This window comes from Pedobacter steynii, from assembly GCF_900103665.1.
Classification (GTDB): domain Bacteria; phylum Bacteroidota; class Bacteroidia; order Sphingobacteriales; family Sphingobacteriaceae; genus Pedobacter; species Pedobacter steynii.
The window spans coordinates 186,697-198,201 of record NZ_FNGY01000004.1; the positions used below are offsets into that span (position 1 = coordinate 186,697).

The following is an 11,505-nucleotide window of genomic DNA, read 5'->3' on the forward strand; positions in this document are numbered from 1 at the left end:
GAACGGCTGGAAATCGCCAAAGACAACAACCATTTAATGGTTACGTTCAAAATATCGGGCAAGAAAAAGTATCTGGTAGAAATGGAATTTATGCATTTATATATACCCAGGCTTTTTTTCCCGATGCTAATACTACTTGTACGCGCTTATAATCGTCAACTTCATACTCATCAGTTCTTTTAAGCTCATCTGCTGAAATTTCAAAAACCATCCCATCAACGACATCAAGAACAATACCTGTATGTTTAATCATAGGATGATATGCAGCGCCACTTAAGGCTACTACTTCTGCATCAGTAATTTCAATCATTGACAGTGCGTATCCGGTTAGCTTATCCAGCTTTCCTTCGAGTACTCTGCCATAGTTTTTTATTTGTACACTTTCGTTCTGTAGGGTTCCGTAGGAAAATAAATTTTCGGTATTCATCATCCAAAGTTATAAATGACATAGGAATAAACAAAAATGTATTAAATTATTGTACTAATCAATTGTTCAATAGACTGATCAAATCTGTCAGAACGCATATTGTTCAAGGCTTCATTCAACATCGCTTTACCAAACAACAACTGCCCTTTATACTCAGCAAGATTTAGTTGCCCATGTGCCAACTGTTTTCTTATTGCTCCGCTCCCACCTGATGCATTTGCCAATCTGATCTGCCAGATCTATCCTTCTCATTTTTCCAGCGGCCGACTGCAACAAGAGGTAAAGGATCATAAAATCATTAAATCCTATGCCATGAATATTTAAGCGATCGAACCTGCGGGAGATCACAGCCTGTACTTTGGCGAGGTTCATTAGTGTTTTAATGAGGTGGATTTATTACAAAAAAACACTTGACTAGTCAACGATTATGTAATAATAGTAATCATATTTTATTAACCTTATACTCAAAACGGAATACCGCCTGCAAAAGACAAATTATTGTGATATCCTGAATGGAAAACCTTATTGAATTTTATCGGATTTGGCCAATAAAAAACAGATTTTATATATTGCCTTTTTCTAAAAAGAAAGAAACAACCTCTTTTTGAGTCAAAAGGTCTTTAACGTAAAGCTTAACCTCTTTAGATGTCAATATGGTTGACTTCAACTGCATAGACCTTAGAGAGCCATCTTTCTGAGGTGCAATCAAAACAACCCTGCCCAAATTCAAATCGAAAAGACGAAAGTTTACAACAGCATAGTTATTCCTGTCTGCCGTAAGAAATGAAATGAAATCAACTTTATTATTTTTAGTTTTAATGCTACCCTGCCCAATATAATCTGGATGATTTCTTGAGCTTACACTTGACTCGATATGTGAGTAACCATCTTCAGCTATATAATCCGTCAGGACAACCACGAGAAAGAAAACTTCATTTGGATTCGCTCCAAGATAATCTTGATTAATGAAAGACTTATTAACGTAAAAGCCATTGTAAACAATCTTCTTGTCATTCAAACTAATCCCGGGATAATTTGCCACAGTACCATTTCCCACAAAAGCAGAATCCCCGATTAAGCTGTATTTTGGTCCGGGAAAAATCCCCTCCATCATAGGCTTGCCTGAAAATTCTATGTCCTTTAAATCAATTTCAAAATTATGTTTAGACCAGGTTGTCGAATCCTCCCTATTCTTCAGATGCTGCAGCTTTTTACTTAAATCCCATTTAAACCTATTTTTCTTTTGTTCCTGAGCATGTGCAGACATAGATAATAAGACCAATGGTGAAACTAAAAAAATATATAAAATTATTTTGCGGGGAGTTAATGCCATTCTATTCAAATAAATCAAATATCAATTCCATAATGCACTATTGCATGCTCCTTACCCTCTGCCCAATCAGTCCAGGTACCATCGTTAGGATTATAACCACATTTTAATGGCTTGGATAAAAAGTCATCCGGAGACTCAATATACGCACGACAATCGGTACATACTGCTCTAAATTCACAGGACCGACAGACATTTATCAAATCCTTATTTACCCCCCAAACACCTCTGAAACTTTCAATGGCAACAACATCTATCAAAATATTATCGTCAATAGATCCAAAATCATGAGTCATGGACGGACAGTTCTTGATTAAACCCTCTTCATCTATTGAAATTTTCTTATTCAAACAACTATTATAGGAAATATTGTGCATAAAACTTTGGACGTCACCGATAGAAAAATACTTAGCGTCAATAATACCACAATGACTTGCACCCGTAATTGGCATAGTATAAAAATGAATTTCTCTATGAATCTCTTGTTTGAGGATCTGATCTTCGCCTTTATACCCAAAATCTGCGATGAGGACCTTATTCTCCGGCGCAGAATGCACAAAAAGAGAAGAAATTAAAACGTGGTCATTATACAAATCAACATAATCCTGATCTGTAAAAGAAGTATGGTATTTAATGATTAATTCTATACTTTGTATGGATTTATCCTCAGCTAATTTAATCACATCCGACAACTCCTGAATGGTGTAAAGGCTTTCAAAACACCTCAACTGGACATAAACACAACCCAAGCTATTCAACTGATCAAATATGACCCCAAAATCATGCTTTCGCAGGCGGACGTCAACAATAGCATTATTAATTAGCTCAGGAGATTCCCACCTTTTCTCTAATTCCGGAAATAAATCTAAATCATCCACAAACATTCCATATTCCTTTTCGAGTAAAAAGTCGAGGAACTTTGTGAATTCAATATGACTTTCCAATTCGAGGTCAATATATATTTCCTTAACAGTGCTTTTTCTGAAAATCTCAAAAAAGGGATAAAAGGAACTGGGAAAGACTTCTAATGTGGTACGTGTCAAATCGCAAATTGTTGAGTTTTTCGCTCCCCTGGTTGGAATACAATCTGCAAAAACAAGAAAATAACTATCGCAATCTATATAAGATGACATAACTTAATTAAAGCTTAATTATTTTTGAAATAGGTCTGTTTAAGTTTTCCCTACTATACAGTACAGAGCCGTTCTTTAGCGAACGTTGAAATAGCTTCCTTTCCACTTCCAGCGGAATCATTTTATTAAAATATATATATCTGAAATATATGGGACACTTTTCCATCTGTAAGGGATCAATGTGTAGCGGTTCTTTCGACAGCATAATTTAGGTTTAATTGATTAAAAATTTCGCAACCTCTTTCTCCAGATAGTAATTGCAAGGGTATGAAACCATGGAAAACTGACCCACCGGATTTATCTCCAAAAAAAAGTATTCGTTATTTTTATCGACAACAAAGTCAGCCGACCCGGTATTCAAATCAAGGGCTTTAAAAAGTGCGGCCAATTTTAATTCAATTTCAGCAGGCAACCTGAAAGGTAAAAACCTATTTGGTTTACGTTCGTCATACTTTCTAAAGTCAACCTCAGTCTGTTTATTTCTCTGCGATAAAATCACCATTGAATAAAATCTATCCCCCAGAAAAAAAACCCTTATCTCAAATTTTTTATCTACTTTTTTCTGAAACAGGGAAGGAAAAAACACATCTGAAATGTTAACTAAATCAGACTCATTGATTTCTTCGGTATAGGAATAATAGCTATGATTGACATTATATATACTTACCCCTTCTGAAATCGCCTTCGTAATTAAAGGCCCATTTTCCATGAGCTTCCGGGAAAGTTCTTTTTTTGTATTAATTACAAATGTGCCGGGCGTTTTTATGCCGAACTGCCTGGCTAAATCCAGGACATGCAGCTTATTCAAACTTGAATTGCTATATGAACCCAAACTAACAGGAGATCTATGCGCTACAAACTGTTTGATATAATCATTAAGTGCCCGATTTTCGGAAGAGATATTTCCAATTAATTTTTTCTCCAGATTTAGATCCTGACTTAATTTCATGTCTTTTAATTTCGACTTAAAAAATGAAATTGCACCACCTCTTCTATACCAATATGACTTTGATTCAAAAAGATTTATAGGTATCCCATTTTTAGATATGATAAACGAATCAATACCATTATACCCTACAAACTCAATATCCTCAACATCTGAATCAATCCGGACGAAATCCGTAACACCAAGGGCAATTAGCCACCTAATCACTTCGGTTGTTGTATGGTCTTTTGAAATACTATTTATAACAATCATGAATCAATCTCTCTTATAAATTAAAACAATCCATTATTAACAATCGTTAATAATGGATTCAAAATAATCAACTCAATGAATTATGCTTCTTCATTTGGTCTTTCATCCGTGTCGCTGGTTTCTGTATCCGCATCATCACCCGCAGACTTAGTCGTATGACCATTTGACTTGGTGTTGAAAAACGCAGCACCACCTAAAACATGAAAAAGCTGTTCTTTCTCTAATGTTTTTCCTTCGAATTTTTCTAATGAAATCTTCTTCTTCATAATAAATTAATTTTGGTTGTTAAATAAATTGATTAATTGAATTTACTAAATTCAAATTAATATACTATTAATTAATATAACATGACCAAATAATGACACTCATTAGATTAACGACAATTACAACAGCATTTTCGCAAAACAAACCTTACAAAAGACATATTATAGCTAAAAAATTAGTCATAGTTTAATATAAAAAATAATAAACCGCCATATCTCAGCAAATCACCTTCCTGAAAACGAATCAAACGCATTAAAAAAGATTCCATCAACTGCAAAGTAAGTTTAATACGCGAACGGTGGCATTAATGGTAAGGTTCCTGTAAATACCTTTAATTACCTCTTCCTTTTAAAAAGTCCTGCTTTTAAATCTGCACCAATTGAACCTTCCGCTAACTGAAGGTAATTTCGTTTGCTTTGATCTTTTTCAATTTGAACGGTTCCTGTGGTTCTTACGTTTTTCATTTCCAGAAAATCGGTTGAAGTGGTATTGTTGCCACCCAACGGACCACTTCCAAATCCAGCCAGGTTCATATAATCGGTAAAAAGGCAATCAGAAGCTTTGTATCGGTTTGTACTTCCTTTTTCTCTTATCCAGACCGTGCTGCTATTGGCTATAATATTATGGTGAAATTCGAAAAAGTCTCCATCGGTACTCCTGGTTGTCCATACCCCACTAAAATATCCCCCATAAACCAGACAATAACGCATAGCGTTACCCCTGCCTCTCCCATTTTCGCTTTGCCAGAATACCACCGGAATTTTGCAGTTGAAAAACACGCAATGGTCAATCACCAGACCGTAGCCATTGGCAATTACCCCAACATGCAGCGGTAACACATCAACGTTACCAGCAAACAGACATTGCGTGATGACAAGATCGTCTAGTTTTTTACCATCGCGCCAAATCGGATAGGAACGACGAAGATTTTGATCATCTATATAAGCATAATCCGGACTCCCTGTAAATCTTAAACCCTCAATCGTTACATGGTCAACTTCTGGTTGCAGTCCTCTCGCCTCTTCCCCACCTATACCAGGTTTAAGAGGTACAGCTGTGACCACAACAGGCATTTTCTGAGGTGTCCAGTCCTGATCGTCCGGCATAATTTCCGCACAAATGACCAGACGACTTTCGTCCGTATACTTATTATTTGTGAATACAACGGTTTCTGTTAACAGATGTACGCCTTCTGTGAGCGTGATGGTCGTTGAGCCCGGATGTTCATTTACATTTACCCGCTTTGCCGCTTCAGCAATGGTCTTTAATGGTTTCGCTTTTGTTCCTGAATTTACATCGTTGCCAATCCGGGGGTTCACGTATAGTTCTTGTGCTGATGCCGCCATTGCTATTGAAAGCAAGAAAAGGAGGCTGAATAAGTTCCTGATCATTTTAGTTTTTTTTCAAAACTAGCCTTAGCCCTCCTTTTAAAATGGTCATTTTGAACTATAAATGGTCAATTACAGTTGATCCTTATATTGTTGTGGTGTAGCGCCGGTCAGCTTTTTAAAAAACCGGTTAAAATTGGAGGGATCCGAGAAACCGAACTCATAGGTGATCTCTTTGGCAGATTTGTTATAAAATAAAGCTTTTTTTATTTCCGAGATCAACTTCTGATGGATCATCTGCTGTGCAGAGCGTCCGCTATATTGCTTGCAGAGCTTCCCAAGGTATCCCTGACTGATATTCAGCATTTTTGTGTAGCTCAGCACATCGTGATGGGCAGTAAACTCCTTTTCCAATAAAGCCCGGAACCTGTAAAAATCCGCATGTATAGAGGTGTCGGTTTGCAAATGGTAGGTATTGGCATAATAACGGTTAAGGACAACAAGCAACTGGTACAAAACAGCCCTTATTAAATGGCTGCTGTCATTCTGAAGGCTGGAAAACTCCTGTTCGATGGTATGCACGAGTTTCAGGCATCGGGCAAAATCTTTTTCCGGCATCTGCATTTCTGCAGGCCGCGAATATTGATGGAAGTATTGAAACCGGTATAGAAACAGATGATCTGAAAAAAACAGATGGAGAAATTCTTTTTCAAAGAATAACGTATAACCCTTTACCGCTTCTTCAATGTCCCAATGCCGCACTTGTCCCGGGCTGGTAAAAATGATGGTGCCGGGACTGATCGCCATTTTGTGATCATCCAATGAAAAAACACCTTTTCCCTGCTCTATAAATAGAATTTCATAAAAACTAAGTTGGTGTAAGGTGGGATCAAGCACGTAATGATTTAACATTTCCACCCGACCAATATCCAACAACAATTCCCTCCCATATTTATTGGGTACAAAATGGTAGGTTTTGACCTTCGACCTTTGTTCTTTTTCCTTTTTCATTTATACCTTAACCCGTTAAACAAATCAAAGATGTGTTTGCTGACCTGTACACTTCAAAGTCCAGTGCACATTTATCGTAAAAGTAATACCTAAACTCCAATTTTATCACATCTGATGATAAGACATCTGATAAAATCAACACGGAGAAACAAAAAAGCGGTTATATTTGGTTGTATAATGCGTTTGAAATGAAAGTCCATCAATTTCTTCCCTCAGATGTACTTAAGCCTTTTGTAAGCCGCTTCCTGGTTACAGAAAGTGAAGGTGATTTAACCCGTCAGCTCCTGCCTGGTACTGCGCCCGTTATGGCATTGCGTTTTAAAGGCGCAATACATCTCAACGATACGAATCTGGGCTTTGGCATTACAGGCATATGCAGAGTGGCGCGACCACTGCATTATACGGCTGGATCGGCCGTATTGCTCGTGCTTTTCAAGGAGGCTGGCGCCGCAGCATTCATAAACATGCCTTTAAACGAGTTCTCGGGTCTAAATGTAAATCTTGACAACGTATTTCCTGCCGAACAGGTTCAACGACTTGAAGAAAGCCTGGATAGGACTCAAACCCATGCCCAGAGGATCGTCATGGTCGAAAACTTCCTGATCACACAACTTAAAACAAACGATAAAGACCCCATGATTAGTAAGGCCGTAGATATGATCAAATCCAGTAAGGGCAATTACAAAATAAAAGAGCTTGCCGCTGCGATGAACATCAATATCGATTCTTTCGAAAAGCGCTTCCGTGCACAGGCAGGCATTTCTCCTAAACACTTCTCCTCCATCGTCAGGATCCAATCAGTCATCAGCACTTACCAGCCGCATCAGGACCTTACCGCAGTTTCTTTGGAAACCGGTTTCTTTGATCAGGCCCATTTCAACAGGGATTTCAAGATATTCACAGGCGAAAGTCCTGGTCAGTTCTTCAAAAAGGGCGTACCGAAGTGGTGAATTCAGCAAGCCGGTAAAACTTGATTTTGTACAATTTTTGGTCTCGCATGCAGCATAATTTTGTCCTATTAAATTATGAGCACATGAAACATTTACCATTAATTATCGCAGTTACCAGCACCCTCCTGTCACAGGCAGCAGAAAAAAAACACGTTAACGTACTGGGGAAAGACATCGCCTATGTAGAAACCGGAACTGGTGATCCTATTGTATTTCTGCATGGAAATCCGACCTCATCCTTTCTGTGGAGAAACATCATCCCTTACGTATCGCACTTAGGGCGCTGCATTGCTCCCGATTTAATCGGAATGGGCGATTCAGAAAAGATTTCAGATCCGAAATCACATACCTTCGCCGAAAACAGCCGCTACCTGGATGCTTTTTATGAAAAGCTTGGGATTAAAAAGAAAATAACGTTTGTCGTACACGATTGGGGTTCGGCATTGGCATTCGACTGGGCAAGCAGGCATCCTGAAGCCGTTAAAGGAATTGCGTTTATGGAATCTATTACCGTTCCCTATAAATGGGAACAGATGCCTCCAAAAGGCAAAGAGATCTTTCAGGCGCTACGCTCACCTGAAGGCGAAAAAATGGTACTTGAGCAAAATTCTTTTCTTGAAGTCAACATTCCGCTATCGCACCTCATTCCCTTGACAAAAGAAGTACACGACGAATACCGAAGGCCTTTTCTTGTACCGGGAGAATCACGCCGGCCTATGCTGTCCTGGGCCCGCCAACTCCCCTTTTACGGAGAACCCAGCGCATTTACCGCAGTAGCCACCAGGTATACCGCATGGCTAAAGAAAACCAAGGTACCAAAGCTGTACATTGAAGCCGATCCGGGAATGAGTTCTCCTGATGCAAAACAGTTTTGCAACAGTCTGCCCAATACAACGAAAATAGTGGTAAAGGGCCTGCATTATCCGCAAGAAGACTCACCGGCAGAGGTAGGTATGGCTTTGGTTACATGGCTTCAAGGTATTACCCCAGCAAAATGAAAATAACCCGCACCAGTTACGGATACGGGCTATTAAATTAACGCTCTCTATACAAACGTACATCTCAATTATGAAGATTTGATGAATATTGTTAACCGGACTCAGGTTATTTGAATTAAAATTCAAAACTTTATATTAGTATAAGGCGCGTTACCTGTAAAAGTTGCCTGCATACAAAAAATCCCTATTCACATAAACCAACAAAAAAATGAAAAGACGTTTGCTATTTGCCAGTTTGACCATTACTGCCCTAGCTATCATCAGTTGTCAGAAGTCGAGTTTAAACAGCACTTCTGAAATTAGAACAAAACAAGCATCTGCCGTTACAACGCCCCTCGTAACAGGGCCTATCCTGGATTCCGGATCAAGCTGGAAGTACCTGAGCAACGGTTCTAACCAGGGATCGGCCTGGCGATCCCCTACTTTCGATGATGCCAGCTGGAACACAGGCTCAGGACAGTTTGGCTTTGGCGACGGCGATGAGGCTACTGTTTTACAATCAGGGTTTATTACCTATTATTTTAGAAAGCATATTAATATTGCAGATAAAAGCGCGCTAACGGATTCGGTAGTTCTTTCCATGATTCATGATGATGCTGCAGTAGTATACCTGAACGGATCCGAAGTGTTGAGAACATCGTTATTGCCTCAGACAGGAACCATTACTTACACTACCGGCACCAGCAGTTATATTCCCACAGCTCAGGAAAACAATTTTTTTAATTATAAGATCGCCTCATCCCATTTCAATACCGGTGATAATGTCATTGCAATTGAAGTCCACAATCAAAATGCCAGCAGCAGCGATGTGTCTTTCGACTGTTCTATCAAAAACGCTACCGCACCCGTATCGGATCCTGATGGTCCCTATGTATTTTATAGGAACAATCAATATCTGGTAAAATCCATTGACAGGGAAACAGGCTATACTACCCAAACTTACGCCAGCCGTGATCAGGTGAGCCTGAATATAGAATTGCCTGGAGGAGGCTCATTTTCCCTGAACCTTAAGCCTCAATTAATCAGCCGCGAGCCGGCCGAATCTGCCTCCCTGCCTGCCAAATATTTTGCTACTTCTGATATAGAAGGGGGTATTGATGGATTTATAATGATGCTGAAAAAGGCGAACATTATGGATAATAATTATAACTGGTCCTATGGCTCGGGTCACCTCTATATCATGGGTGACGTTTTTGACAGAGGAAAATATGTAACGCAATGTCTGTGGCTGATCTATAAACTAGAGCAGGAAGCGGCTGCGGCTGGGGGCAAAGTTCATTTCATACTCGGCAATCACGACATTATGAACCTGATAGGCGATTACCGTTACGTAAATGCCAAGTATATGACTAATGCGCAAACCATGGGCGAAACCTACACCGCCTTATACGACGCCAACACTGAGCTCGGCAAATGGCTTAGAACCAAGAATATACTTGAAAAATCGGGCAGTACGCTATTTTTACATGCGGGTATCAGCCCGGATGTTGAGGCATTGAACCAAACCGTAACACAGCTTAATACGCACATGATTTCGATGATTAATAAAACCTGTACCAGCCAGGATTGTAAAACCGCAACAAGTGGCTCAGTTGGCCTGTATTGGTATCGGGGCATGGCAGAGCAAGCCCTTACACAGGCACAGGTAAACAGTATACTTACCAAGTTTGGCGCAGATCGTACCTATATCGGCCATACGATTCTTAACAACCAGATTACCTTACTGTATCAAAATAAAGTACTGGAAATAGATTTACAACATGCCAATAATTATCTAAATGGATATATGGAGGGTGTGTATTACAACAATGGATGTTATTTTAAATTCCATACTACCCAGTCGCAGGTTACTTATACTCCTTTGATAGGTACCAATTGCACAGCTCCCTGATGTCAGGGAAGGCTCCTTATTCCAGGCCTGTGTATATCTAGTATCCCCCCCCGGCAAGTGTTGCTATAGCAATGTTTGCCGGGGTTCCTGCGAGATAGTGATCTATCCCGGCTGAGCAATACTAAAAAGGGAGTTTTTTTGAATGAAACCTTATAATAAATTATTGTTCATCACAAAGTGTGTCAACTCAACCGATGTTTTTGTATTCGTTTTTCTACGTAAATTTCTTTTATGATTTTCTACTGTAGAATAGGAAATACATAATTCGTTTGCAATTTTTGGACTATTTAGTCCTCTAATCATTAAATTCAACAACTGTCTTTCTCGCTTAGTTATATTAGGCAATTCAACATTCTTAATTGTTAACCCATCCCCCAGAGCCAAATGATAATATTCGGTTTTGCCATCTATTACGTTCACAAGTGTCATTAAAATAGGTCTTCCATTAAAATTAAAGTGTGTTAAATCAGTAACCATCATCAATCCACAAGTAGTAAGGTTGCCATGATTAACATACAAACCAGGCATTTGTATCAAGACCCACCGAAATACTTGTTGAGCATCTAACATTCGAGCATATATATTGATACGAATATTTGATTGTTTATCCGGAGGTAGCTGAATAATTTTATCCATTGCGTATTGTATGGCAGATAACACATAGAAGCTATCCTCGGGATGAATATTTTCCACAAAAAATAAAGCAGGTTTATTTTCCCATTCAGATTTGCTAAAAGGACTAAGCTCGCCAATATTATTGCTAGCGACAGTAATTAGCATATTGGCGTTATCGCCAATAAACCAATAATACGGCCCTATGGCAAAATTATGAGCTTCTTTTATCTGAGTTTCAAAAAAAGCTTCGTAATCAATAATTCCTAATTCTTTATCCGATTTTGCATTTTTTTCAAACTGTTCAGTAGTTAATGGTTTTAAATTTTCCATAGCGTAGGTTAGATATATCTAAAATAATCT

12 protein-coding genes are annotated in these 11,505 nt (G+C 38.8%); 3 read left to right on the plus strand and 9 right to left on the minus strand.

Annotated elements, in window-relative coordinates:
• Positions 1-88: 88 nt before the first annotated feature.
• From BLQ87_RS13030 to BLQ87_RS13065, 8 genes are all read right to left on the minus strand, one after another.
• The gene (locus BLQ87_RS13030; RefSeq protein WP_216857819.1) at positions 89-430 is read right to left on the minus strand and encodes a gamma-glutamylcyclotransferase family protein; all 342 of its coding nucleotides are present in this window, start codon (positions 428-430) and stop codon (positions 89-91) included.
• Positions 431-580: 150 nt separating this feature from the next.
• Positions 581-799, minus strand: coding sequence for a hypothetical protein (locus tag BLQ87_RS33765; protein ID WP_176832993.1), 219 nt, complete (start codon positions 797-799; stop codon positions 581-583).
• Between the two features lie 190 nt (positions 800-989).
• The gene (locus BLQ87_RS13040; RefSeq protein ID WP_143010432.1) at positions 990-1,760 is read right to left on the minus strand and encodes a hypothetical protein; all 771 of its coding nucleotides are present in this window, start codon (positions 1,758-1,760) and stop codon (positions 990-992) included.
• Positions 1,761-1,774: 14 nt separating this feature from the next.
• On the minus strand, positions 1,775-2,890 hold the full coding sequence (gene gwsS, locus BLQ87_RS13045) for a grasp-with-spasm system SPASM domain peptide maturase (RefSeq protein WP_074607330.1): 1,116 nt from the start codon (positions 2,888-2,890) through the stop codon (positions 1,775-1,777).
• 214 nt (positions 2,891-3,104) lie between these two features.
• On the minus strand, positions 3,105-4,088 hold the full coding sequence (gene gwsG / locus BLQ87_RS13050; protein WP_074607332.1) for a grasp-with-spasm system ATP-grasp peptide maturase: 984 nt from the start codon (positions 4,086-4,088) through the stop codon (positions 3,105-3,107).
• A gap of 80 nt (positions 4,089-4,168) precedes the next feature.
• A complete protein-coding gene (locus tag BLQ87_RS13055; protein ID WP_074607335.1) occupies positions 4,169-4,354 on the minus strand; it encodes a hypothetical protein in 186 nt (61 codons plus the stop codon).
• Between the two features lie 333 nt (positions 4,355-4,687).
• Complete coding sequence (locus tag BLQ87_RS13060) at positions 4,688-5,743, minus strand: hypothetical protein (RefSeq protein WP_074607337.1); 1,056 nt, start codon at positions 5,741-5,743, stop codon at positions 4,688-4,690.
• A gap of 69 nt (positions 5,744-5,812) precedes the next feature.
• Entirely contained in the window at positions 5,813-6,691 is an 879-nt protein-coding gene (locus BLQ87_RS13065) for an AraC family transcriptional regulator (protein WP_074607338.1), read from the minus strand.
• 188 nt (positions 6,692-6,879) lie between these two features.
• Here BLQ87_RS13065 and BLQ87_RS13070 point away from each other — a divergent pair, with 188 nt between their 5' ends.
• The 3 genes from BLQ87_RS13070 (at position 6,880) to BLQ87_RS13080 (ending at position 10,530) form a co-directional block, all read left to right on the plus strand.
• Positions 6,880-7,641 (plus strand): AraC family transcriptional regulator, encoded by a 762-nt coding sequence (locus BLQ87_RS13070; RefSeq protein WP_074607339.1) that lies wholly within the window; start codon positions 6,880-6,882, stop codon positions 7,639-7,641.
• Between the two features lie 83 nt (positions 7,642-7,724).
• Positions 7,725-8,639 (plus strand): haloalkane dehalogenase, encoded by a 915-nt coding sequence (locus BLQ87_RS13075; protein ID WP_074607887.1) that lies wholly within the window; start codon positions 7,725-7,727, stop codon positions 8,637-8,639.
• 208 nt (positions 8,640-8,847) lie between these two features.
• Entirely contained in the window at positions 8,848-10,530 is a 1,683-nt protein-coding gene (locus BLQ87_RS13080) for a metallophosphoesterase (RefSeq protein WP_074607340.1), read from the plus strand.
• Between the two features lie 150 nt (positions 10,531-10,680).
• On the opposite strand, the gene BLQ87_RS13085 is transcribed toward BLQ87_RS13080, so the two are convergent.
• Positions 10,681-11,475: a helix-turn-helix transcriptional regulator gene (locus tag BLQ87_RS13085; protein ID WP_074607341.1), complete on the minus strand. Its 795-nt coding sequence runs from the start codon at positions 11,473-11,475 to the stop codon at positions 10,681-10,683.
• Positions 11,476-11,505 lie beyond the last annotated feature (30 nt).